At 70.0% G+C, this 23,550-nt stretch carries 21 protein-coding genes; 11 read left to right on the top strand and 10 right to left on the bottom strand.

Going from position 1 to position 23,550, the window contains the following annotated elements; genetic code table 11:
• Nucleotides 1-17: 17 nt before the first annotated feature.
• Together AC0IZJ_RS18100 and AC0IZJ_RS18105 are read left to right on the top strand one after the other, a co-directional pair.
• The gene (locus AC0IZJ_RS18100) at nt 18-3,305 is read left to right on the top strand and encodes an efflux RND transporter permease subunit (RefSeq protein ID WP_471852573.1); all 3,288 of its coding nucleotides are present in this window, start codon (nt 18-20) and stop codon (nt 3,303-3,305) included.
• 1 nt (nt 3,306) lies between these two features.
• Nucleotides 3,307-4,698: an efflux transporter outer membrane subunit gene (locus AC0IZJ_RS18105; protein ID WP_471852576.1), complete on the top strand. Its 1,392-nt coding sequence runs from the start codon at nt 3,307-3,309 to the stop codon at nt 4,696-4,698.
• A gap of 72 nt (nt 4,699-4,770) precedes the next feature.
• On the opposite strand, the gene AC0IZJ_RS18110 is transcribed toward AC0IZJ_RS18105, so the two are convergent.
• Genes AC0IZJ_RS18110 through AC0IZJ_RS18125 form a run of 4 tightly spaced genes read right to left on the bottom strand, consistent with a single transcriptional unit; the run spans nt 4,771 to nt 8,367 of the window.
• On the bottom strand, nt 4,771-5,397 hold the full coding sequence (locus tag AC0IZJ_RS18110; RefSeq protein ID WP_471852578.1) for a PqiC family protein: 627 nt from the start codon (nt 5,395-5,397) through the stop codon (nt 4,771-4,773).
• Complete coding sequence (locus tag AC0IZJ_RS18115; protein ID WP_471852580.1) at nt 5,394-6,434, bottom strand: MlaD family protein; 1,041 nt, start codon at nt 6,432-6,434, stop codon at nt 5,394-5,396. Before AC0IZJ_RS18115 ends, AC0IZJ_RS18110 begins: the two co-directional genes overlap by 4 nt.
• On the bottom strand, nt 6,431-7,228 hold the full coding sequence (locus AC0IZJ_RS18120) for an ABC transporter ATP-binding protein (RefSeq protein WP_471852582.1): 798 nt from the start codon (nt 7,226-7,228) through the stop codon (nt 6,431-6,433). The genes AC0IZJ_RS18115 and AC0IZJ_RS18120 overlap by 4 nt, the downstream gene beginning before the upstream one ends.
• Nucleotides 7,228-8,367 carry an MlaE family ABC transporter permease gene (locus AC0IZJ_RS18125; protein WP_471852584.1) on the bottom strand — a complete coding sequence of 380 codons (1,140 nt, stop codon included), beginning with the start codon at nt 8,365-8,367 and terminating at the stop codon, nt 7,228-7,230. Before AC0IZJ_RS18125 ends, AC0IZJ_RS18120 begins: the two co-directional genes overlap by 1 nt.
• A gap of 177 nt (nt 8,368-8,544) precedes the next feature.
• Here AC0IZJ_RS18125 and AC0IZJ_RS18130 point away from each other — a divergent pair, with 177 nt between their 5' ends.
• From AC0IZJ_RS18130 to AC0IZJ_RS18140, 3 genes are all read left to right on the top strand, one after another.
• Complete coding sequence (locus tag AC0IZJ_RS18130; protein ID WP_471852586.1) at nt 8,545-8,823, top strand: hypothetical protein; 279 nt, start codon at nt 8,545-8,547, stop codon at nt 8,821-8,823.
• 70 nt (nt 8,824-8,893) lie between these two features.
• Nucleotides 8,894-9,940, top strand: a complete 1,047-nt coding sequence (locus tag AC0IZJ_RS18135; protein ID WP_471852588.1) for a sensor histidine kinase — start codon at nt 8,894-8,896, stop codon at nt 9,938-9,940.
• The gene (locus AC0IZJ_RS18140) at nt 9,928-10,623 is read left to right on the top strand and encodes a LytR/AlgR family response regulator transcription factor (RefSeq protein WP_471852591.1); all 696 of its coding nucleotides are present in this window, start codon (nt 9,928-9,930) and stop codon (nt 10,621-10,623) included. Before AC0IZJ_RS18135 ends, AC0IZJ_RS18140 begins: the two co-directional genes overlap by 13 nt.
• Here AC0IZJ_RS18140 and AC0IZJ_RS18145 read toward each other — a convergent pair.
• Complete coding sequence (locus tag AC0IZJ_RS18145; protein ID WP_471852593.1) at nt 10,620-12,956, bottom strand: hypothetical protein; 2,337 nt, start codon at nt 12,954-12,956, stop codon at nt 10,620-10,622. The two genes, AC0IZJ_RS18140 and AC0IZJ_RS18145, sit on opposite strands and share 4 nt — an antisense overlap.
• A gap of 139 nt (nt 12,957-13,095) precedes the next feature.
• Here AC0IZJ_RS18145 and AC0IZJ_RS18150 point away from each other — a divergent pair, with 139 nt between their 5' ends.
• Both AC0IZJ_RS18150 and AC0IZJ_RS18155 read left to right on the top strand, forming a co-directional pair.
• A complete protein-coding gene (locus tag AC0IZJ_RS18150; protein ID WP_471852595.1) occupies nt 13,096-14,280 on the top strand; it encodes an acyltransferase family protein in 1,185 nt (394 codons plus the stop codon).
• Nucleotides 14,277-15,368, top strand: a complete 1,092-nt coding sequence (locus AC0IZJ_RS18155) for an alpha/beta fold hydrolase (protein ID WP_471852597.1) — start codon at nt 14,277-14,279, stop codon at nt 15,366-15,368. Before AC0IZJ_RS18150 ends, AC0IZJ_RS18155 begins: the two co-directional genes overlap by 4 nt.
• On the opposite strand, the gene AC0IZJ_RS18160 is transcribed toward AC0IZJ_RS18155, so the two are convergent.
• Together AC0IZJ_RS18160 and AC0IZJ_RS18165 are read right to left on the bottom strand one after the other, a co-directional pair.
• Nucleotides 15,357-16,619 (bottom strand): cyanophycinase, encoded by a 1,263-nt coding sequence (locus AC0IZJ_RS18160; RefSeq protein ID WP_471852599.1) that lies wholly within the window; start codon nt 16,617-16,619, stop codon nt 15,357-15,359. The genes AC0IZJ_RS18155 and AC0IZJ_RS18160 overlap by 12 nt on opposite strands.
• A gap of 24 nt (nt 16,620-16,643) precedes the next feature.
• The gene (locus tag AC0IZJ_RS18165; RefSeq protein WP_471852601.1) at nt 16,644-17,444 is read right to left on the bottom strand and encodes a class II glutamine amidotransferase; all 801 of its coding nucleotides are present in this window, start codon (nt 17,442-17,444) and stop codon (nt 16,644-16,646) included.
• 282 nt (nt 17,445-17,726) lie between these two features.
• Between AC0IZJ_RS18165 and AC0IZJ_RS18170 the strand changes: the two genes are divergently transcribed.
• Both AC0IZJ_RS18170 and AC0IZJ_RS18175 read left to right on the top strand, forming a co-directional pair.
• On the top strand, nt 17,727-18,404 hold the full coding sequence (locus tag AC0IZJ_RS18170) for a helix-turn-helix transcriptional regulator (protein WP_471852603.1): 678 nt from the start codon (nt 17,727-17,729) through the stop codon (nt 18,402-18,404).
• Nucleotides 18,405-18,490: 86 nt separating this feature from the next.
• Nucleotides 18,491-19,123 carry a Crp/Fnr family transcriptional regulator gene (locus AC0IZJ_RS18175; protein WP_471852605.1) on the top strand — a complete coding sequence of 211 codons (633 nt, stop codon included), beginning with the start codon at nt 18,491-18,493 and terminating at the stop codon, nt 19,121-19,123.
• 12 nt (nt 19,124-19,135) lie between these two features.
• On the opposite strand, the gene AC0IZJ_RS18180 is transcribed toward AC0IZJ_RS18175, so the two are convergent.
• The gene (locus AC0IZJ_RS18180) at nt 19,136-20,095 is read right to left on the bottom strand and encodes a M48 family metallopeptidase (RefSeq protein ID WP_471852607.1); all 960 of its coding nucleotides are present in this window, start codon (nt 20,093-20,095) and stop codon (nt 19,136-19,138) included.
• 58 nt (nt 20,096-20,153) lie between these two features.
• Here AC0IZJ_RS18180 and AC0IZJ_RS18185 point away from each other — a divergent pair, with 58 nt between their 5' ends.
• On the top strand, nt 20,154-20,630 hold the full coding sequence (locus AC0IZJ_RS18185; protein ID WP_471852609.1) for a flavin reductase family protein: 477 nt from the start codon (nt 20,154-20,156) through the stop codon (nt 20,628-20,630).
• 69 nt (nt 20,631-20,699) lie between these two features.
• The gene (locus tag AC0IZJ_RS18190) at nt 20,700-21,143 is read left to right on the top strand and encodes an SRPBCC family protein (RefSeq protein ID WP_471852611.1); all 444 of its coding nucleotides are present in this window, start codon (nt 20,700-20,702) and stop codon (nt 21,141-21,143) included.
• A gap of 6 nt (nt 21,144-21,149) precedes the next feature.
• Here the strand turns inward: AC0IZJ_RS18190 and AC0IZJ_RS18195 are convergent, their stop codons facing one another.
• Together AC0IZJ_RS18195 and AC0IZJ_RS18200 are read right to left on the bottom strand one after the other, a co-directional pair.
• Nucleotides 21,150-22,598, bottom strand: coding sequence for a hypothetical protein (locus AC0IZJ_RS18195; RefSeq protein WP_471852613.1), 1,449 nt, complete (start codon nt 22,596-22,598; stop codon nt 21,150-21,152).
• The gene (locus AC0IZJ_RS18200) at nt 22,598-23,482 is read right to left on the bottom strand and encodes an ABC transporter ATP-binding protein (RefSeq protein ID WP_471852615.1); all 885 of its coding nucleotides are present in this window, start codon (nt 23,480-23,482) and stop codon (nt 22,598-22,600) included. Before AC0IZJ_RS18200 ends, AC0IZJ_RS18195 begins: the two co-directional genes overlap by 1 nt.
• Between the last annotated feature and the right edge of the window lie 68 nt (nt 23,483-23,550).

A 23,550-nucleotide genomic window follows, 5' to 3' on the forward strand; every position in this document is an offset into this window, starting at 1 on the left:
CAAAGGCGGCACCCCCCATGGACATCTCACGCTTCTTCATCGACCGGCCGCGCTTCGCGACCGTGTTGTCCCTCTTCATCTTCCTGATCGGCGCGCTGGCCATCCCACTGCTGCCAATCTCCGAGTACCCCGAGGTCGCGCCGCCGCAGGTCGTGGTGCGCGCCCAGTACCCCGGCGCCAACCCGCGCGTGATCTCCGAGACGGTGGCCGCGCCGCTGGAGGAGCAGATCAACGGCCTGGAGAACGTGCTGTATTTCGACAGCCAGGCCACCGGCGACGGCGGCATGAGCCTGACGGTCACGTTCAAGATCGGCACCAACCCCGAAGCCGCCGAGACGGCGGTGCAGAACCGCATCAACCGTGCGTTGCCGCGCCTGCCCGACATCGTGCGCACGATCGGCGTGACGACCGAGAAGAGCAGCCCCAACCTGACCATGGTGGTCCACCTGGTCAGCCCGGACAACTCGCGCGACGCGCTCTACCTGCGCAACTACGGCTCGCTGAACGTGCGCGATGACCTGCTGCGCGTGCCCGGCATGGGTTCGGTGCAGACCTTCGGTGCCGGCGACTACGCCATGCGCATCTGGCTGGACCCGCAGAAGCTCGCCGCCCGCAACCTGACGGCCGGCGAAATTGTCGGCGCCATCCGCGAGCAGAACTCGCAGGTCGCGGCCGGCGTCGTCGGCGCGTCGCCTTCGCCGAAGGGCACGGAGTTCGAACTCGCCATCAACACCCAGGGCCGCCTCACCACCGAGGAGGAGTTCGCCAACATCATCGTGCGCGCCGAGCCCGCCACCGGCGCCATGGTGCGCCTGCGTGACGTGGGCCGCGTCGAGATCAGCGCCAACACGTATGCACTGCGCAGCCTGCTGAACAACAAGGAAGCGGCGGCCATCGCCATCTTCCAGGCGCCCGGCTCGAACGCGCTGGCCATCTCGGAGAACGTGCGCGAGACGATGGAGCGCCTCAAGCCCAGCTTCCCCGCGGGCGTGGACTACGCCATCGTCTACGACCCCACGCGCTTCGTGCAGACGTCCATCAGCAAGGTGGTCAGCACGCTGTTCGAGGCCGTCGGCCTGGTCGTGCTCGTCGTCATCATCTTCCTGCAGACCTGGCGCGCGTCCATCATTCCGCTGGTGGCCGTGCCGGTGTCCATCGTCGGCACGTTCTCGGTGCTGCTGCTGCTGGGCTTCTCCATCAACACGCTGACGCTGTTCGGCTTGGTTCTCGCCATCGGCATCGTCGTGGACGACGCAATCGTGGTGGTCGAGAACGTCGAGCGCAACATCCAGGACGGCCTCACGCCGCGCGCCGCGACGATCAAGGCGATGCAGGAGGTCTCGGGCCCCATCATCGCCATCGCGCTGGTGCTGTGCGCGGTGTTCATCCCGCTCACGCTGGTGCCCGGCCTGTCGGGCCAGTTCTACAAGCAGTTCGCCGTCACCATCGCCATCTCCACGGTGATCTCGGCCTTCAACTCGCTGACGCTCTCGCCCGCGCTCGCCGCCATCCTGCTGCGCCCGCATGACGCGCCCAAGGACGCGCTGATGCGCGGCATGGACAAGGTGTTCGGCCGCTTCTTCCACTGGTTCAACCGCTTCTTCCACCGCCGCTCAGAGGCCTATGGCCGTGGCGTCACGGGCATCCTGAAGCGCAAGTCCGCAGCGCTGGTCGTCTATGCGCTGCTGCTCGGCGCCACCGCGCTGGTGTTCTCTCGCATTCCCAGCGGCTTCGTGCCCGCGCCGGACAAGCAGTACCTGATCGGCATCGCGCAGCTGCCCGCCGGCGCCAGCCTGGACCGCACCGAGGAAGTCATCCGCCAGATGAGCGCCATCGCGCTGAAGGTGCCCGGCATCGTCGACTCGGTGGCCTTCCCCGGCCTGTCGGGTGCCGGCTTCTCGGCCGCGCCGAACGAGGGCATCGTCTTCTTCGGCCTGGCCGATTTCGAGAAGCGCACCTCGCGCGACCTGAGCAAGGAAGCCATCCTCGGCCAGGTCAACGGCGCCATCCAGCAAATCCAGGGCGCGCGCATGTTCGTCGTGCCGCCGCCACCGGTGGACGGCCTGGGCATCGCGGGCGGCTTCAAGATCCAGGTGCAGGACCGCAGCAGCCAGGGCGAGCAAGCCTTGTACGGTGCCGTCTGGGGCACGCTGGGCCAGGTCTATGCCAACCAGAACACGTCAATCGGCACGCCGTATTCCAACTACGACATCAACGTGCCCCAGCTGTTCGCCAACGTCGACCGCACCAAGGCCAAGCAGATCGGCGTGCCGCTCGCGTCCATCTACGACACGCTGCAGATCAACCTCGGCTCGCTCTACGTCAACGACTTCACCAAGTTCGGCAAGACCTACCAGGTCATCGTGCAGGCCGACGCCCCCTTCCGCGCCAAGGCCGAAGACATCACGCAGCTCAAGACGCGCAACGGTGCCGGCGAGATGGTGCCGCTGGGCTCGCTCATGACGGTCGAGCCCACCTTCGGCCCCACCCGCGTGACGCGCTACAACGGCTTCCCGTCGGCCGACATCAACGGCGCGCCCAACCCCGGCTTCTCGTCGGGCCAGGCCGAGGCGGAGATCGAGCAGGTCCTGAAGACGCTGCCACGCGGCTTCGGCTACGAGTTCACCGACCTCAGCTACCAGGACCGCCTGACCCGCGACGTCGCCGTGCCCGGCACGACGCTGAAGATCCCGACGCTGGCGGCCGTGCTGCTGTTCTCGGTCGTGCTGGTGGTGCTGGTGCTGGCCGCGCAGTACGAGAGCTGGAGCCTGCCGCTGGCCATCATCCTGATCGTGCCGATGTGCATCCTGTCGGCGCTGTTCGGCGTGTGGATCTCGCATTTCCCGCCGTTCGGCCAGGCGGGGGACCTGAACATCTTCACGCAGGTGGCGCTGGTCGTGCTGGTCGGCCTGGCGTGCAAGAACGCCATCCTGATCGTGGAGTTCGCCAAGGAGCTGGAGGAGCGCGGCAAGTCGGTCACCGACGCCGTCATCGAGGCCTGCCGCCTGCGGCTGCGCCCCATCCTGATGACCTCCATCGCCTTCTGCGCGGGCGTGCTGCCGCTGATCCTCGGCAGCGGCGCCGGCAGCGAGATGCGCCGCGCAATGGGCATCGCCGTGTTCGCCGGCATGCTGGGCGTGACCTTCTTCGGCATCTTCCTGACGCCGGTGTTTTACAGCCTGCTGCGCAAGGGCACCGAGAAGCGCCGCGCCCGTGCTCGCGAACTGAAGGCGCAGATCGAAGCCTCGGCCCATGCCTTCCACCCGGGCATCGACGATGAACCCACGAACCCGAAGGGCCACTGAAATGAAAGCCCGCCTCACCCTTCTCGCTGCGGCCGCCGTGCTCGCCGGTTGTGCAGCACCGGGCCTGTCCCAAGGGCCGCAAAACCTGGCTCCAGCAAGCTTCACGCAGTTGCCCTCCGCCAACCCGGGCGCGGCGACGATGACCGCCGCCTTCGTCGACAGCGCGCAACTCCAGCGCGTCGTCGATGAAGTACTGGCCAACAACCGCGACCTGCGTGCCGCCGCCGCGCGCCTGCGCCAGGCCGAGGCGCTGGCCGATGCCTCCGGTGCCCGCCGCCTGCCGTCCGTCGGCGCCAACGCGAGCGCCAGCCGCCAGCGTGCGCCAAACGACCAGGGCGTCTTCAACACCTTCAGCAGCTACGGCGTCAACGCCACGGCCGGCTGGGAGCTCGACCTCTGGGGCCGCGCCTTGTCGACCGCTCAGGCGGCAGGTTATGAGGCGCAGGGCGCCGCGCTCGACCGCGACGCCGCCCAGCTCAGCCTGGCCGGCGCCGCGCTCAACCTGCAGGCCCAACTGATCGGCCTCGGCCACCGCCTCAAGCTCGCCAAGGAGACGCTGGTGGTGCAGAACCAGCTGCTCGACCTGGTGAAGGCGCGCGTCGGTGCCGGCCGCGGCACCGCGCTGGACCAGGCGCGCGCCGAAGCTCTTGTCGCCCAGACCTCGGCCAGCGTGCCCGCGCTGCGCAACGCGGCCTGCCTCACCCGCCTGCAGCTCGACGTGCTGCGCGGCCAGCCACCTGCCGATTGCGACAAGGCCGACAGCGACCCGCTGCCCGGCATGCCGGAGCCGCGCCTCGTCAGCCTTGGCACGCTGCCCGACCCGGCAGCGCTGTTGGCGCAACGGCCCGACGTGAAGGCCGCCGCCGTGCGCGCCCAGGCGGCCGCGTCACGCGCCAACGTCGCCTGGGCTGCGCGCTGGCCCAGCCTGGGCCTGACGGGCCAGATCGGCTGGAGTGCCGGCAAGGCCGGTGACCTGTTCAAGAGCGGCACGCAGATCCACAGCCTGGCCGCCGCGCTGAACTGGAACTTCCTGGACTTCGGCGCCCGCCGTGCCGAGGAAAGTGCCGCCCGCGCCGGCTTCGACGTGGCTGTGGCCGGTGCCGAGCAGGCGCAGCTGGTGGCGCTTCAGGACGCGCAGGGCAGCCTGTCGACGCTGCGTGAAGTCGAGCAGCAGGCGAGCTTCCAGGCCACTGCGGCCGATGCCACGCTGCGCGCCCGCGACCTGGCCTTGAGGCGCTATGAAGCCGGCGTGGCCGACTTCTATTCGCTGCTCACCGCCGAACAGGAACGCCTGACGGCGCAGGATGCGCTGATCCAGGTGCAGACCGGCCGCGCCACCGCGCTGCTGGCGGTGCACAAGGCGTTTGCGGCAAGGCTGACGGCGCAGCCCTGAGCTGACCAGGACGGGTGGCTCCGACCGGCTTGAGGCCGTCGCAGCCACTGCCACCCTCTGGCTCGCCCGCCCTCAGCTGGCCGCCACGATGCGCGCGGCCAGCGCCAGGACGCTGCGGCGATGAGCGTCGGCCAGCGCGTCGGCCTGATGGGCGCAGGCGACCTCTAGCGTGGTGCTGCCTTCCGCCGGCAGCGCCGTGCCGGCCGGCGCATGCAGCGGCGCCCAGCGCCAGCGGGCGCGCAGGACGAGCTTCAGGCCTGCGCCGTCGGGGCGTGCCAGCCATTCGTCCACCTGCACCACCAAGCGCAGCGACTCCGCGCCGTCGCCTGGCGGTGTGCCTTTGCCCAGCGTGACCGGGTAGGGCTGGCGCAGCCGCCACAGATCCTCGGCCAGCACGCGCGGCAACGCATCGCGCAGCGGTTCGGCCCAGCGCGCCTCGGGCCAGGGCGCCAGGCCGGCGCTGCCTTCGGCAACCAGGATCTGGTCGCGGTCGAGCAGCTCGGGCATTGCGATGTGCGAGCTCAGCACCCAGGCGCGGCCGTCCTTGCCGGGCTTGGCGTCGGGCGGCAATGGCGGCGTGCCGGTCAGTGCGTAGAGCCGGCGCGGTGGCGTGTCGCGCGTGGCGCATCCGGTCAGGGCTGTGGCGGCGAGCATGAGCATCACGTCGCGACGCTGCAGGGTCATGTCGTTCGGCTTCATCGTGCGGGCTCCCCGGCAGGCGCCGGATCGGGTTTGCGGCCGCGCAGCAGCGCCTCGGGCTGCGCTTCCAGCGAGGTGGCCAGCTGGCGCAGCGCGCGCGCCGCCTGTGACAGTTCGCGCATCGTGCGTTCGGTCTGCTGCAGCAGCGGGCCGTCGCTGTCGGCGGCTTCGTGCAGCGAGGCGCTGGCGCGCGCCAGTTCGCTGATCGCGCGCTGCAGGTCGCGAACGACCGGGCCTTTCGGGTCGAGCAGCTCACCGGCGCGGTCGGCGCCGGTGCCCAGCTTGTCGGCAGCGCTGGCTACCTTGTCACCGGCACGGTCCACGCTGGCCATCGCGCGCTCGGCGCCCTGGGTCAGCGGTGTGGCGCGGCGGTCCAGCTGCGCCGCCAGCTTGCGTGCATGGCCGGCCGTGGCGGCAAAGTCCTTCAGGCCCTGCTTCAGCTCCGGCGCGGCGATCAGCTGGCGGGCCGAATTCGCGATCTGGCTGAGGTCGTCGACGATCTTGCGCAGGTCCACACTTTCGAGCTGGTCCTTCAGCGCCTGGAAGGCGGTGGCGCTGGTCGGGATCTCGGTCGCGTCGCCCTGGTAGCCGCCATGCACCTTGCCGCGCGGCTTGGTGCGGAAGTCCAGGTCCACATAGAGCTGGCCGGTCAACAGGCTTTGTGTGCCGAGCTGCGCGGTCAGGCCGCGCTTGATCAGTGTCGGCAGTGCATGGCCGATGTCGTCGTTGCCCATGCGGCCGTCCAGGCCGCGCACGGCGTCGGCGTCCAGCGCGGCAATGACCGGGATGGCGAAACTGTCGGCCTTGCTGTCGTAGTGGACCGTGATGTCGGTGACGTCGCCGATGCGCACGCCGCGGAACACGACCGGCGCCCCCTTCTGCAGGCCGAACACCGAGCCCGAGAAGAACATGACGACGCGCTCGGGACGCTTGAACCAGTTCTGGCCCGGCAGCGCGATGAGGGCCACGGTCAGCACGGCCAGCGCGCCGACGACAAAGGCGCCAATGGCGAAGGGGCTGGCGCGGCGGCGCTTCATGCGGCCTCCATTTCGGTGTTCTTCTTCCTCGTGTCGATCTCGGTGTTCGCCTGGCCGCGCGTCAGGAACTCGCGCACCGGCGCGGGCCCCTGGTCGCGCAGCTCTGCCGGGGGGCCGAGCGCCGTCGCGGTATGCGCGTCCACGTCGAGGAACAGCACACGGTCGGCCACCGCGAACAGGCTGTCCAGTTCATGCGTGACCAGCACGATGCCGGTGCCGAGGTCGTTCTTCAACCGCTTGATCAGATCGTCCAGCCGCGCGGATGTCAGCGGGTCCAGCCCGGCCGAGGGCTCGTCCAGGCACAGCAGCGGCGGGTCCAGCATCAGCGCCCGCGCGATGGCTGCGCGCTTCCTCATGCCACCCGACAGTGCGGACGGTTCGACGCCGAAGACCGCCGCATCGGACAGGCCGGCCAGCGCCAGCTTGAAGCGTGCCTGGCGCTCGCGCTGCGCCTCGTCCAGCCCGGTGTACAGCTCCAACGGCAGCATGAGGTTCTCGCCCACCGTCATGCTGCTCCACAGCGCGCCGGCCTGGAAGGCGACGCCGATCTCGCGGCGCGGCGGGTCGTCGCCATGCACGTCGCGTTGCTGGTTGCCGGCCATCCAGGTCACGCGGCCTTTCTGCGGCGTCTGCAGGCCGATCATGTGGCGCAGCAGCGTGCTCTTGCCGCAGCCGCTGGCGCCGCAGATGGCCAGCACCTCGCCCGCAAGCACGTCGAAGTTCAAGCCGCGCTGCAGCTCCCGGCCGCCAGCATGCAGGCTGAGATCTTCCACGCGCATCAGCACCTCGGCCATCAGACGCCCAGCCGCTGAAAGATGACCGTCAGGAGCGAGGCTGCCACCACCATCCAGATGATGGCCTGCACGACCGCCGCGGTTGTCGCCTCGCCCACGGCCTGCGCGCTGCGGCCCGCGTTCAGGCCCTGCCGGCAGCCGGCCAGCGCCACCAGCACCGCGTAGACGCTGCCCTTGAGCAGGCCGACGAACAGGTCCCAGCCGGCCAGCGCGTCGCGCGTTGTCGCGAGATAGGCCATCGCCGGCACGTCGTACAGGCCCACGGCCACGGCGCCGCCCACCGCCAGGCCGGCCACGCCGGCGCACAGCGTCAGCAGCGGGCCGGTGACGAGCAGGGCCAGCATGCGCGGCAGCACAAGATGCTCCACCGGGTCCACGCCCAGCGTCGTCAGCGCGTCGATCTCCTCGCCGGCGCGCATGCTGCCGATCTGTGCCGCGAACGCGGCGCCGACTCGCCCCGCCAGCACGATGCCGACCACCAGCGCCGCAATCTCGCGCACCACGCCGATGGTCACCAGGTTGGCGATGAAGCTCTGCGCGCCGAAGCGCTGCAGCTGCTCCGCGCCCATGTAGGCCACGATCAGCCCGACCAGCGTGCTCACCAGCAGCACGATGGGCAGGCTGCGCGGCCCCGTCTGCTCGATCTGCCATAACCAGTCACTCATGCGCATGGCGCTGCGGCCACGCGCCAGCCGGCCCAGCGCCGCCAGCAGGTCGCCGACGAACACCAGCGTCTTGCGCCATTCGGGCTCGCTCACCGGCTCGTCAGCGGCGGCGGCTTTCTGCCCCTGCGGCGCGACGTCGGGCTGCGGCAGGCTCAAGCCCAACAGCGGCTGCAGCGCGCGCGGCAGACCGGACATGTCGAGGTCCACGCCACCGCGTGCCAACGGTGCCAGGACCTGCCACAACGCCGCCGCGAAGGCGGGCTGCCAGTGCTTGAGAGCCGTGCTGTCGAAGCCGACCTGTGTGCCCTCTGCGACCGGCATCCCGGCCGGCGGCGCGGGCAGTTCGGCATCGTGCCATTCTCCGGACAGCACCAGCCGCCACTGCCGACCTTCGCCTTCCCAACGCGCATTGCCCACCGCCGTGCCGGATTGCGCCGGGGCAGGCGTGAAGGGAGCGGGCAGCGCTTGGGACATGCAACAGATGCTCTCCCCCGCCTGCCCGTTTGCGCCCCGGACGCCGACGGCGCCCGTTGTAGGACGAAACCCGCATTGCGGCTGTCGGCGCTCGCCGACAGCCCGACGGGCGGCCGGACGATGCGCGCCCGCCGCAACGGCGAGGACAGTGGCTTGTCACCACCGACGGAGGTTCCGATGACATCGCCATCCAGCAAAGACCAGCCGCGCACGCCCGGTGACGCCTCTCGCCCCGAAGGGCCCTCGCTGCCCCACGACCGCGACCAGCAGGCTGCTTCCGCGGGCGAGGGCCTGGGCCCGAACGCGCACATCGAGCGTGCGGCCAAGGACCTGAAGCAGGGACAGGTCGACACCGATCTGCGCGCCACGCCGGGCCTGGACGCCAACCGCCGAGGCGATCTCGTCAAGGGCGGCGAGCGCAGCGCCGGCGACCAGCGGCCACGCGCCCGCCGCTGACGGGGCGAACGGCACGCCCCGTGGGGCGAACTGCGGCGCCGGCCAACGAGGCCCGGCTACGCTCGCGCCCATGCCCCTCCTGCCGCCCCGCTGGCGCCTGCCCTATCTCGCGCTGCTGACCGTCGTCGGCCTGCTGCTCAGCGCATCGGCGCTCGAAGCCTACCGGCTCGGAGGCGGCAACCGGCCGTGGGAGCCCTTCCTGTGGGAGTTCAGCTCCGTCCTCGTCATCGGCGTGCTGGCACTGGGCATCCATGCGCTCGTCGGCCGTCTGCGCGGGTGGTCCTGGCCGCAGCAACTGGCCGCGCATGCACTGGCCCTGCCCCTGTTCAGCGTGCTGCACATCGCTGGCATGTTCGGGCTGCGCCTGCTCGTCTATGGCCTCGTCGGCGTGGACTACCGCCCCGACGACGTGCCGACGCTGCTCGTTTTCGAAGGCGGCAAGGACGCCGTCAGCTACATCAGCTTCTGCCTGATTTCGCGCGGCGTGTGGCTGGCGCATGCCGCCGAAAGCGCCCGCCGTGAGCTGGCCGAGGTGCGCCTGGCGCGCCTGGCCGACCAGGTGCAACCGCACTTCCTGTTCAACACGCTGAACCTCATCAGCTCCGTGATGTACGAGGACGTCCCGCGCGCCGACCGCCTGCTCTGCCAGCTGGCCGACCTGCTGCGCCAGACGCTGGTGGCGCAGGCGCGCGTGGAGCACACGCTGCGCGAGGAGCTGGCGCTGGTCGAGCCTTTCCTGGCGCTGATGCAGGCGCGTTTCGGGCCCGAGCGGCTCGTCGTGCGGATCGAGGCAGACGATGTCGCGCAGGGCTGCCGGCTGCCGGCGCTGCTGCTGCTGGCGCCGGTTGAGAACGCGGTCAAGCATGACGTGGCGCGCCACCGTGGCCGCGTGACGGTCGTCGTCGCTGCCGTTCATGAGGGCGACCGCCTGCGGCTGAGCGTCAGCAACCACGGCGACACCCCCGTGCCCGAGGCGCCGCCGGACCCCGACGGCGGCCTGGGCCTGCGCAACTTGCGTGAGCGGCTGGAAGCCCGCTACGGCGGCGCGGCGAACGTGCACTTCGGCGCGGATGGTGCGGGCATGACCTTGCGGCTGGACCTGCCATGCGCATCCTGATCGTCGACGACGAACCCGCCGCCCGAGCCCGGCTGCGCCGCCTGCTGGCCGCCGAGCCCGACGTTGCCGAGTTGCTGGACGCACCCGACGCACCCGCCGCGCTGGCGCTGGTGAAGACGCTCGCCGCGCCGCCCGACCTCGCCCTGCTCGACATTGAGATGCCGGGCGGCAACGGCGTGCAGCTCGCTGCCGCCTTGCGGGCGGCCGGCGTGCGCTGCGTCGTCTTCTCCACGGCCCACGCGGAGCACGCCCTCCAGGCCTTCGAACTCGCCGCGCTCGACTACCTGCTCAAGCCCTACACGGCCGAGCGCCTCGCCGCTGCGCTGGCGCGCGTGCGCGAGCAACTGGCGCGGCCGGTGGCGCCGGTGGGCGAGTGGTGGGTCGACGGCGAGCGTGTGCGCCTGGCCGACGTGCAATGGATCTCCGCCGCCGACAACTACATCGAACTGCACATGCCGCCGCGCACGCTCCTGGAACGCGCCACGCTGGCCGACGCGCTCGCCCGCCCCGGCTGGGCGGCGCGCTTCCTGCGCGTGCACCGCAGCCATGCGGTCAACGCGGCGCATGTGCAGCGCATCGAGCGCCTGGGCAGCGGCGAGGCGGTGCTGACGCTGGCCTGCGGCGAAACGTTGCGCGTGTCGCGCGGCTACCGGGCGGCGCTGGAGTTGCTGGGCAACGGTTAGCGCGTGGCCGCCGGCCGCAGGCGCGGGTTGACCGATTGCAGGCTGGACATCAAGCCGGAAATGGGAATCACCACCAGCCGCTGGTTGCCCAACCAGAACAGGGTGTCGCCCAGCGGGCTGATGATGAACGAGCCGACCGGGTCGCACATGGAGTCACTGCCGCAACCGGCCGCCTGGCCGTGCAAGGCCAGCTCGCCCAGCTTGATCAGCTCCGAAGAGCCGGGGTTGATTTGGGTGGCGTCGTAGACGTCGATGTGGTCCACGAACAGGGAATTGATGTTGGCGGTGACCATGCGATAGACGCGCCGGCCGTCAGGCGAAAGCACGGCGGTGGTGCCGATGCCTGAAGGCGTGGGCACCGCGCCGATCAGCGTGAAGTCAGCCGCCTTGTACAACGTCTCGTTGTCGACGAGCACGCGGCTGCCATCCTCGTTGTAGACGGCGATCTGGTAGACCTGCGGCACGTTCGGCGTGGTGACGACGCTGTCGGTACCGGTTGAGTACACATAGCCGGGCAGCGGCGGGGACAGCGAGCCCTGGCCGACCAGCATCGTGGTGCCGTCTCCCGAGGCATAGAACGATGGCGAATAGAAGTTGCCGAACATGGTGTTGGCCTGCAGCACGCCGAAGCTGCCATTCAGCATGTCGAAGTAGCGCAGCGAGCTCCATTGGGCGCCGCTGAACCAGAGCCGCAGGTTGGCGGTGACCGGCAGCCCGCGCGTGCGGCCCATGCCGGTGGACAGCGAGCTGTCGATGGCCGAAGCCGGCGCCGTGTGGCTGGTACGGACCTGCATCGTGTCGGGGTCGACGGCCAGCAGCGTGGCCGCGCCCGACGTGACGAAGAGGGTGCGCCGGTCGGGGGCCATCGCCATGTCGCCGATGCCGGCCACCGGCAGGCCGGCCACCTGCCATTGGCCGTTGACGAGCTGGAAGCGCACCAGCGTGTTCTGCGTCCAGTTGACGGCGAACACCGCGTTGCGCGTGGGATCGAACAGCGACGAGCGCTTTTCGCCGCTGGAGGCGACGCTCGCCGCCGCCAGCGCGCCGGGTGCCGCGGCGCCGACGGTCGTTGTTGACGTCGCCACGTTGACGGCATTGCCGACGGCCACCGTCAACCGGCCGGCCTGCAAGGCCGGCAACGTCAGCACGGCCGAGGTATCCGAGGTGATGCTGCCCGTCACGCCGTTCAGGGCGCCAACGCGTATCTGACCGGCCTGAGCCAGTTGAGACAACCCTCGGCCGGTGATGCGCACGGTGCTGGCCGCCCCCTCTCGCACGACACCCGGCGATGCCGTGTAGACCTCTGGCAGCTTCTTGTTGAGCGTGACCGGAAAGCTCACGTCGCTCAGCCCCACGGCGCTGATCTTCACTTGGGCCGTGGCCGACCCCCAGTTGGGGATGGCGTCCGTCTTGCCAGGATCGACGGTGTACGTCACCGAGCCGGCGCCGGTGCCCGAGGCCTGCGTCAACACCAGCCAGGGCTGGTCGCTGCTGGCTGTCCAGGCAGGCGCCTGCGTGCCACGGAAGCCGACGGCGGCGCTGGCAGCCGTCGACGCGGCCGTGGTGGTGAAACCCAGCGCCACCGTCGCTCCCGGCGGCGCCACGATGCCATCGCCGACCGTGAACGCGACGGGAATGTGGATGGCCGGCCCATCGGCCTGGCCCGCGATGGACACGCGCACCAGCCCCTGGTAGCTGCCCTTGATCAGGTTGGCGCCCGTGGTGCCGATGGCGAGGTTCGCCGCGCTGGCGTGCGTGGCGGAGAGCCAGCCCGCGCCGCTGGTCATGCTCGCCGCCACGGCCAGCTGATTGCTCGCGTCGGCCGGCGTCACGGCGACGTTGATCGGTTGGCCGGCCACGCCTTCGTGGCCGCTCAACACCTGCTGGTCCATCGCAATGCTGAAGATGCTGGCCGTGTACGGGATGGACTGCGTCCAGGCCACCTTGCTGCAGTTGATGTCGTTGCAGAGCCGGAACGTGATGGAGCCCGACCGCGCCAGCGCTTCGGGACGCACCCAGCTCACGGCCACGACTGCGGTCGTTGCGCTGGTGGGAGTGAAACTGGCCTGGAAGTCACCGGGCACATCGGGCACGATCTGGCCGTAGTACTCACTGCCGGCAGGGGCGTTGGCGAGCGTGAAGTTGACGCTCTGGGGCCGCGGCAGCGAAGCGGCAAAGCCGACGAACTGCAGCGCCGATTTGTCCGCGGTGACGGAAAGGCCGCTGCTGCCGCCGCCGCCCGGGCCACCACCCCCGCCGCCACCGCCACCGCATGCCACCAGCGCCAGCGCGCAAGCCAGCGTGGCGGCCACGCGTTCCATCCCTCGTCCCATGATGTCTCCATTGTTTTTTTGGGCGGCGCGGATTCTAGGGACGCAGGTTGGAACCGGTTCGTAACCCGTTCGCCCCGGCCTGCGCTCCGCTCGCCCCGGCGGGCTCGCACCGACCCGCCGACCCAGCGAAGCTGTCGCCATGAACACCCCACGCCTGCCCTTCCTCGACGGCCTGCGCGTCGCCGCCTTCGCGCTGCTGATCCCGTATCACGTCGGCATGTACTACGTCACCTGGGACTGGCATGTGAAGAGCCCCGCCGCCAGCGCCGTGCTCGAGCCCTTCATGCAGCTCAGCTCGCCGTGGCGGCTGAGCCTGCTCTTCCTGATTGCCGGCGCCGCCTGTCAGGGGCTTGCGGCGAAGCGCGGCGCGCTCGGCACGTTGAAGGACCGCTCCCTGCGCCTGCTGCTGCCGCTGCTCTTCGGCATGGCCGTCATCGTCACGCCGCAGGCCTACTTCGAGGTGCTGACCAAGGTGCCGGCGCAGTTGCCCGGTGATGGCGGCTACCTCGACTTCTGGTCGGCCTACCTCCATGGCGGCAAATACTGCCGTGGCGATGACTGCATGGTCGTGCCGACGTGGAACCACCTGTGGTTTCTGCCCTACCTGTGGCTGTACACGGTGGTGGGCGCCGGGCTGGCCGCCGGCCTGACCGCACTCCGCCTGAAGCCGCGCGCACTCGATCTGCCGGCCTGGGCCTGGCTTCTGCTGCCGGCCGTGCCGCTGGCGCTGCTGCGCGTTTTCGTCATGCCGCATTGGCCCACGACGCATGACCTGGTGCACGACCTCTACAACCACCTCCAGTACGGCTGGGTGTTCGCCCTGGGCTGGGCCAGCCGCACACCGCTCGCGCAAGGCTTGTGGCCCGTGGCGCTGCGGCTGCGGTGGTGGGCGCTCGGCCTGTCGCTGGCGACCTGGGCCGTGTTGCTGGCCTTCGGCAGCCGCTACGCCGCCGTGGCTCCGCCAGACGCCTTGCTGGTGGCGGCCCGCGTGCTGCGCGGCTCGCTGACGTGGTGGTCCATCGTCGCCGCCTGCGGTTGGGCGCAGCGCGCCTTTTCGCGCGAGTCACCCTGGCTACGCCAGGCGAGTGCCGCGGTGTTCTGCCTCTACATCCTCCACCAGAGCGTCATCGTGCTGCTGACGCAGGCGCTGAAGCCGCTGGCGCTACCCTGGGGCCTGGAGGCGGTGCTGCTGATTGCGCTGACCTTCGCGCTCTGCACGCTGACCTATCTTGGCGCGCGACGCGTACCCGGGCTGGCGCTGCTGCTGGGCATCCAGCGCCAGCCGCGTGTGGCGGCGGTTGGGGTGTTAGCGTCCACGGCATGAAATGTTTTGTCGCTCTGACCGGCCTGCTCGCAGCGGCCGCCTTCGCCACCGAGCCGCCACCCGCCGAACCCGGCTACGCCACCGTGCGGCCCATGATTGCCGAGCAGCAACGTCTGGTCGCGCCCAATGCCGTCGAGATCAGCGAGGCCGTCGAGCTGGGCGGGCTGAAGCAGTGGATCACCATCCGCGGTGCCGACCGCGCCAACCCGGTGCTCATCTACGTGCACGGCGGCCCCGGCGCCGCGGAGATGGGGCGCAGCTGGCCCTACCAGCGCAGCTGGGAGGACTTCTTCACCGTCGTGCAGTGGGACCAGCGCGGCACCGGCAAGACGCTGCGCCACGGCGGCGAGGCAGCCAACCAGCAGAAGCTGACGCGCGAGCAGATGGCCGCCGACCTGGTCGAGCTGATGGCCCACGTGCGCTTGCGGCTGGAGGTGTCGCGCGTCATCCTGCTCGGTCATTCCTGGGGCAACGTCATCGGCCTGGACGCCGCGCAGCGCCAGCCGACGTGGGTGGCGGCCTATGTCGGCGTCGGCCCGCTGATGAATCTCCAGGCCAACGAGCGCGCGCAGTATGAGGCGCTCCTGGCCGAGGCGCACCGGCGCAAGGACACCACGGCGCTGGCCGAGCTGCGGGCCATCGCGCCCTACCCGGGCGACGGCGAGATCCCGTTCGCCAAGGTCAACGTCGCGCGCAAATGGGTTCAGGCCTACGGCGGCCTCGCGGCCTACCGCAGCGACGCGAACTTCTACTTCCGCGCGGCACGCCTGTCTCCGTATTACGAGTTCGAGGACCGCCTGGCCATCGACCAGGGCGGCCAGCTGTCCGTGCCCGCGCTGCTGCCCGACATGCGACGCGTGGATCACACGCGCATCCGCGAAGTCGCTTTCCCGATGTTGATGTTCCTCGGTCGCCATGACCTGACGACGCCGGCCTCGGTCATCGAGCCCTGGATGGCGCAGCTGAAGGCGCCCGTCAGGAAGATCGTCTGGTTCGAGCACTCGGCGCACCTTGCGCCGCATGAGGAGCCCGGGCGTTTCCTCGTCAGCCTCGTCGAGCAGGTGCGGCCGCTGGCGTCAGTTCGCTAAAACCGGCGTGACGAGCGGTGCGACCAGCGGCGTGAACAGCGGCTCGGCCATGCGCACAGGGGTCACGTCCAGCCGCACCTTGAGCACCGTGTAGTCATCGCCACCCAGCGCGTTGCTGAACCAGCCGATCATGCCCGGCCCCTTGTAGAGGCGGAACTCGAAGCCCAGCTCGGGCGACAGGTCGCCCGGCCTGGGTCGCACACGGTAGGCCAGGCCGCGCACTTCGGGCGAGCGGCCGTCCAGCAGCTGCGACATCGCGGTGACGATCATGTTGTCGGCCAGGATGTCCAGGAAGTAGTGGTCGAACTGCAGGTACGGCCGGTAGTCGGCGGCGGCCGGGTCGATCTTCTGGTCGCGCAGCTTGTGGGCCGCCGGCGTGGTGACGCCGGTCTTGAGGTCGTGGCGGTCGCCGCGGTCCAGGTAGCTGATAACCGCGCCGCGCAGGTTGAAGGCCGGCAGCCTCGCGTCCGATGACGCCTCGCTCAGGTCCACCAGCAGCGCGCCGCGGCCGCCGACGATCTCGACGTCGTCGCCCTTGATGACCGCCGCCGTGTTCTCTTCGATGCCCAGGCCCAGCTTGTAGCCCAGCGCCCGCATCGCCGGCAGCATGCGGCCGATGCGTCCGCGCTTCAGAAAGTGCTGGTCCACGAACAGGCCCGGCGTGATGAAACCGAGACCATGGTCGTACTCGCGCTTGTCGCGCCACTGGCCCTTGAGGATCTGCATCGTGTCCGGCGCGTCGCGGAACATGATGCGGCTCATGATGGCCGCACCCGCACTGGTGCCGGCCACGACGCCGCCGGCGTCGAACACCTGCCGGATGGCCTTGAGCATGGCCGTCGGTTCCCCGCCGGGCTGCAGCGTATCGACGATGTAGCCCTGTGAGCCGCCCGAGAAGAAAACCGCCTTGGACGCGGCAACCTTGGCGATCAGCGCGGGATCGTTGAGGTTGGCCTGCCAGTCCACATCCTTCTGGCGTGGCGCCACGGGGATGGCCTCGGCGTTCGCGCCACGGCGGTTCAGCGCCGCCACGATGAGCCCGGCGCTGCGCTCCGGGTTCGCGGCGGCCGTCGCGAACACGGCGATGCGTGCCCCGGCGCCGCCCGCCTCGTCGACGACCCGTTGCCAGACGGCATCGTTGTCGCTCTTGGTGGCGCCACCGATGACGATGGCCGTGCCGGCATGAGCGGCGGCGTGGAGAAGGAAGGCCGCGAGAGCGGCAAAGGCGGCGAGGCGCAACGGGACTCTCATGCCCGCATGTTCGCAGCAGGCCGGTCAGGCGGCAGCTTGCGCGGGGATGCCTTCGCTCAGATAGATGCAGTCGCCCTGCTCGAACACGCGCACCTCGCCCGGCTCGAAAGCGGCCCAGGCTTCGTCGTGCGTCAGCGGCTCGGTGGCCACCAGCGTCATGCGGTCCAGCGGGCCGTTCAGCGTGGCGAGATCGACGCTGAGATCGCCGTCGCGCAGCCGCACGTGGGCGAAAGGCGGCTGGCGGCGCAGCCAGTGCAGCTTGGTGGAGGCGTGCGCCAGCAGCGCGCGGCCGTCGGTCAGCAGCAGGTTGAAGCGGCCGTGCTCGGCGATCTCGTGCAACCAGGGCGTCAGCGTGGCGGCCAGCTCGGGCCAGTCGGGCAGGCGGTCGCCAAAGCGCTGCTGCAGGCGCTGCATCAGCCAGCAGAAGGCGCGCTCGCTGTCGGTCTGGCCGGCCGGCAGGAAGGCGCCAGTCAGTGTGGGGTGGAAGTCCTTCAGGTCGCCGTTGTGGGCAAACACCCAGGTGCGGCCGGCCCACTCACGCTGGAAGGGATGGCAGTTCTCGACCGACCGCGCGCCCTGCGTGGCCTTGCGGATGTGGGCAATGATGTTGCCCGCCGGCACCGGGTGAAGGCCGTAATGCGAAGCCAGGTCCGACTCGGCGGCCGGCCGGTCCTCGACGAACACCTCGCAGCGCTCGCCCGTGTGGAAGGCCACGCCCCAGCCGTCGACATGGTCTGCCGTGCGGCCGCCGCGGGCGGCAAAGCCGCGCAACGAGAAGTTGGCGGCGGCCGGCAGGCGGCTGTTGAGGGCGAAAAGCTCACACATCGGAGGTCGTTTGGCAGCTCGGTTGAAGGGACAACGCCGCCAGTCTGACGGGCGATGACAAGAAAGCCAACGACGCTTCCGTCATGAGCTCATACCGTTGTGGCGTAGTGCACGCAACAGGCGTGGCGCGGGCGCAATCCCTAGTTGTCATTGCGCTCTGCTCAGCTGACGGGGGCCTGTAATTCGTTCACAAACACACCTCGCAACATTTACGCCAAACAGGAAACGTGCTCTCCTACGCTTTGAGGAAGGTTCGCAGCGGGCGGGCCGAGGAGTGTTGCCATGTGGATGAATGAGTTTGTTCAACCGGGCCAATTCCCGGGCCGTCCCAACGAGGAGCGCCGCAAGGCCGCCTCGCTGTCCAGCCAGTGGATGGGCCTCGTTCTTGAGGAGCTAGACCATGGCGTCGTGCTCCTCAATGGCGCCGGGCGCCTGCTGCACGTGAACCTGGCGGCGCGAGCATCGCTGGACGACAACCACCCGCTCGAAATCGTCGGCCCGCATCTGCGTGCGCGGCTGCTGACCGACGCCGTGCCGCTGGCCGAGGCGCTGGAAGGCGCCGAGGCGAGCGGCCGGCGCTGCCTGCTGCGTCTGGGCGATGAGCGCGCCGAATGTGGCCGCGCCAACGTCGTCGTCGTGCCGCTGAACCGCGACGTCAGCCAGGCCGCCGTGCTGCTCATCCTGGAGCGGCGCACGCTCTGCGGCGAACTGGCCGCGCAGTGGTTTGCACTGCGCTACCAGCTCACGCCGGCCGAGACCGAGGTGCTCAAGGCGCTGTCCAACGGCGTCAAGCCGACCGATGTGGCGGCCCGCCAGGGCGTGGCCATCTCGACGGTGCGCAGCCAGATCCAGAGCATCCGTGCCAAGAGTGGCGCCGACAGCATCGGCGAGCTGATGCGCCAGCTCGCGCTGCTGCCGCCGCTGGTGTCGTCGCTGCGGCCGCCCAAAGTGATGAATTGACGGGTGCCGCCGCCTTGGCGGCTCATTTCACTCGTTGAACTACCATGCCAGCACGCGGCCGGGCCATATGCCCACCGCGCGCCCGGATGGCTGACGATTTCATCGACAACGAACTTCTGGCCCTGCCCAGCTCCCTGCGTCTGCTCGCCTCACGTGGCATTGCGCGCAGCTACCGCAAGGGTGTCGTGCTGATCGAGGAGGGCTCGGTCGGCGACAACCTCTATCTCATCCTGGCCGGCTCGCTGCGAGCCTTCAGCAGCGACGTGCGCGGCCGCGAGATCACCTACGGCGTCTATGGCCCCGGCGAGTACGTCGGCGAGATGAGCCTGGACGGCGGCCCGCGCTCGGCCAGCGTCATCACCGAGCAGGCCAGCCGCCTCGTGATGGTCACGCGCGCCACCCTGCTGACCCACATCAGCGAGCACCCCGAGTTCGCCTTCGAGCTGCTGACCAAGGTCATCCGCCGCGCGCGCGCGGCCACGCTGTCGACCAAGCAGCTGGCGCTCAACGATGTCTACGGCCGGTTGAGGAACCTCGTCGACGAGTTCACCGGCGACGGCCGCCACCTGGAACTCACCCACCAGGGCATGGCGCAGCGCCTGGGCTGCTCGCGCGAGATGGTGTCCAAGCTGGTCAAGGACCTGGAGCTGGGCGGCTATCTGCGGCGCGTCGCCGCTGGCGAATATCAGCGCTTGAAGACGCTACCTGCCCGTTGGTGAGTCAAGGCCCGCTCAGCCCCGCTTGAGCGGTGGCGCGACCGGGAAGCGCTGGTCCGGCCGGGGCGCGCGGGCGTAGAGCCCGCTCACCTTGGGCAGGTTGGCCTGGAGGGCGCTGATCCGCGTGCCGTTCGCCGGGTGGGTGGACAGCCACTGGGGCGGCGCGCCCTTGTTGGCGGCCATCATCTTCTGCCACAACCGCACGGCGGCGCCGGGGTCGTAGCCGGCGCGGGCGGCCAGTTCGATGCCGACGAGATCGGCCTCGGTTTCGTCATCGCGGCTGAACTTCAGGTTGAACAGTTGCCCGCCATAACCGGCCACCGTGCGGCCCAGATTGCCGAGGCCGAACAGTGCTGACAGGCCCTCGACGACGATGCCGGTGGTGAGCGACTTGCCGACCCGCTCGCGCGCATGCTCGCGCAGCGCGTGGGCCACCTCGTGGCCCATGATGGCGGCGACCTCGTCGTCGTCCAGCTTGAGCTTTTCGAGGATGCCGTAGAAGAAGGCGATCTTGCCGCCCGGGATGCAGAAGGCGTTCAGCTGAGGGTCGCCGAGCAGGTTGACCTCCCACTTCCACTGCCGAGCGCGGTCGTTCCATTCGTAGCTGAACGGAATGATGCGCTGGGCGATGTAGCGCAGCCGTTGCAGCTGGGGGTGGTCCATGGGCGCAAGCGAGCGCTGCTGGCCGGCCTGGCTCATCATCTGCGCGTACTGCTGGCCGCCGGCCTGCTCCAGCTCTGCGGCCGACACGAAGCCGGTGAATTTGCTCTTGGCGCCCACATCCACGCCCTCGCGCGCCCAGGCGGGCAGAAAGGCTGCCGTCCCCGTCACGGCGAGCAAACTGGTGAACAGGCGCCGCCCGCGTTGCCTTGGCGCGCAACGGCCGCTGGCGCAATCGGTGCAGGCGCCGAACTGGCGGGGCGGGGGGGTGGTGAACTGCAGATCGTCGCGGACCTGGAAGTCGTCGGCTTGCATGGTGGGCATTGTGCGATGCCGCCGCCTCGGCCTTCGTAGGACTGGCGACAATCACGCCATGGACAGCCAGCAATTCCGCGCCGCCCTCGGGCTCTTCGCCACCGGCGTGACCATCGTGACGGTGCGCTCGCCGGATGGCGACCTCGTGGGCCTGACCGCCAATTCCTTCAACTCGGTGTCGCTGGACCCGCCGCTGGTGCTGTGGAGCCTGGCGCGGCGCGCCGGCTCGCTGCCGGTGTTCACGCACGGCACGCACTACGCCATCAACATCCTGGCGGCCGACCAGAAGGAACTGGCGCAGCGCTTCGCCACGCGCGACATCGACCGCTTCGCGGGCGTGGCCTGGCGCGAGGGCGCCGGCGGCGCGCCGGTGCTGGACGGGGCCGTGGCCGTCTTCGAGTGCGCCAACCGCAGCCGCTATGAAGAGGGCGACCACGTCATCTTCGTCGGCGAGGTGGAGCGCTGCACCTCGCGGCCCGGCGCGCAGCCGCTGATCTTTCATGGCGGGCGGTATTTCACCGAGCTGCCGATTTAGGTCGAATACACGGCGCCCCGTTCGTCGTCACCTCAGAGGGTCGTCCTCTGTCCCTTCCAGGAAGCATCCATGACCAACACCGTCACCCTGCACCGTGTGCTGCGCTGCCCGCCCGACCGCGTCTACCGCGCCTTCACGACGCCGGCCGCGATGGCGAAGTGGCTGCCGCCGCACGGCTTCACCGGCACCGTCCATGAGATGGACGCCCAGGTCGGCGGCAGCTACCGCATGTCCTTCACCAACTTCACGACCGGCGGCGGCCACAGCTTCGGCGGGCGCTATCTGGAGCTGGTGCCTGGCGAGAAGCTGCGCTACACGGCCACCTTCGATGACGCCAACCTGCCGGGCGAGATGACGACGACGGTGGAGCTGCGTGCCGTGTTCTGCGGCACCGAGGTGCACATCAGGCAGGAAGGCATTCCGGACATGATCCCCGCCGAGGCCTGCTATCTGGGCTGGCAGGAATCGCTGACCTTGCTCGCGCAACTGGCCGAGCCGGAGATCAACCAGTAGGCATCGTCACGCCAGCCGACCCACCGGCAGCGCCGACGGCGCCGCATCGAGCGCACGCCAGCGCCAGGCCAGCAGGGCGGCCGACAGCGCGGCAACCATGGCGGCCAGGAGCGCCAGCGGCACGCCCAGTTGTGACAAGCCATACAGCAGCCCCGTCGCCGCAAGGAACGAGAGCACGGGCCACACGGTCGTCATGGTCTTAGGTGCGCGCATGATGGCCGGGCGGCGGGTGAGGTTGACCGCCATCACCGGCAGCGCCCCCAGCGGCAGGCACAGCAGCCAGCGGTTGTCGGCCGCGATGCCCAGCGCCAGAAGCACGAGGCTGGTGCCGAGCCAGGCCGCAGCGGCGTTGCGCAGATGGCCCGCCGCCACGGCGCGGCTCAGCGCCGCACCGCGCGGCATGCCCGGCAGCAGGCACAGCAGGGCCTGCTCGCGCCGGCTCTGCCACAGCGCCATGGGCAGCGCAAAGCCGGGGTTGAAGCCCATGCTCGCGATGGCGACACCCATGCCGAAGGCGCCCGGCAGGAAGGTCTTCAGCGATACCTGTGTGAGGTGGGAAACCGCCAAGAACGCGATCAGCACGAGGGTGGACAGCGCGACGAGGCCCATCAGCTGGTACATCCAATGCTGAAAGCCGTGCAGGACGATGGCGGCGCGCGCCATCACGTTGCCAGGGCTGCGGTTGTCGGCGCGCGCCACCAGCCGGCGCTGCCAGGCCTCGAGCGCCAACCCGAACGGACGCGTCAGCCATTCGATGGGGCGTCCCCAGACCGCCGCGTTGGCTTGCCGGCCGTCCAGCTGCATGCGCATGGCGTTGCGCATCACCGTCTGACGGGCGTGGCGCGAGCGGTGCCCAGCATCGCCCGCACCGAAGGCCAGCGTCACCAGCGCCGCCTGGGCCAGCAGGCCGGCCACCAGCATTGCAGCCGTGTGCTCGTGCCAAAGCGCCGCCAGCGCCCGCCCGGCGGGTGCCAGCGAATCGGCGAATGCACCCAGCAGCGGCGACAGCAGCGTGATCAGCAACCACAGCCACACCGTGCGTGAGGACCACAGAAGAAACACGGCGATGAAGCCGCAGCTGAGCAGCAGGATGGGAACGATGTCGCCGGGCGGGAAGATGGCCCACAGCAGCAGAGTGGAGAGCGCGGTGCACAGCGCCCAACCCAGCAGCGCGGCGCGCTTCAAGGTGCGCAGATGGCCCGGCACGGTGCGGGCGGCGGTCGGTTGGTTCTGCTCCTGCAGGCTGCCGCATACCGCCAGCCAGACGCCCAGGCCCACCAGCAGCAGCACGCCGGCCATCAACAGCCATCCCACTTCGGGAGGCAGCGCGATCAACCCGGCCATGCAGATCATCACCAGCAGCGCGGTCACCAGCCACCGGCCCAGCGGTGCGTCCATGTCGCGCTGCCGCCAGAAGGCCAGCAGCACCTGCGAGTGGCGGGAGGTGGCGGTCATCAGGTCAGCTCCGTGAAGAGATCGTCCAGGTTCACGCGCTCGGCTGCCACACCGCCCGGTAGTTCGCCGCCCGCCGGCAGCCGCGCCAGCACGCGCTCGCGGCCGGCCTCCAGCGGCGTGCGCTTGAGCGGCTGGGCGTTCAGGCGGGCCATCAGCGTGGCCATCTCGGTGACCGTGCCGGTGAAGGCCCGCACCTGGTCCAGCAGCTCGTCCAGCGGCGCCTGCAGCGCGATGCGGCCGCCGCTCATGAAGGCCAGGTTGAAGGCCACGCGCTCCAGATCGGACAGGATGTGGGTTGAGAACACCACGGTGGCGCCTCGGTCCAGTACCTCGCCCACCAGCTCGCGCAGGAAGTCGCGCCGGCCGGCCGGGTCCAGGCTGGCCACGGGCTCGTCCAGCACCAGCAGATCGGGCTCGTGGGCCAGCGCGCGGATGATGGACAGCCGCTGCTTCTGGCCGCCGCTGAGCTTGCGGATGGGCTTGTCGCGGGCGATGTCCCAGCGCGACATCAGGCCCTCCACCTTGGCCTCGTTCCAGCGCGGGTAGAAGCTGCGGAAGTACGACAGCAGCTGGGCCGGCGTGAAGCCTTCGAACAGGTCGCTGTGCTGGGGCACGTAGCCGATGCGGGCGCGGGTGGCGTCGTCCAGTTGCTGCACATCGTGGCCGAACAGCTTCACCGTGCCGGCCTGCGGCTCGCGCAGGCCCAGCAGGGCCTCCAGCAGCGTCGTCTTGCCGGCGCCGTTGCGACCGAGCAGGCCGACGACCTGGCCGGGCAGCAGCTGCCAGTCCAGGCCATTCAGTACGAGGTCGCCCTTGGGGTAGGACAGGCTCAGGCCGTTCAACTCGGCGCTGGCGCTTTCGGTGTGGGGGAAGTGAGGGCTCATGGAAGGGGCCTCTTGAGGCTACGGAAGGTGGTGCGAGAGGGTCTGCGCGGGCGCAGGGCTGGGCGTGC

Source organism: Roseateles sp. AC306, from assembly GCF_979253795.1.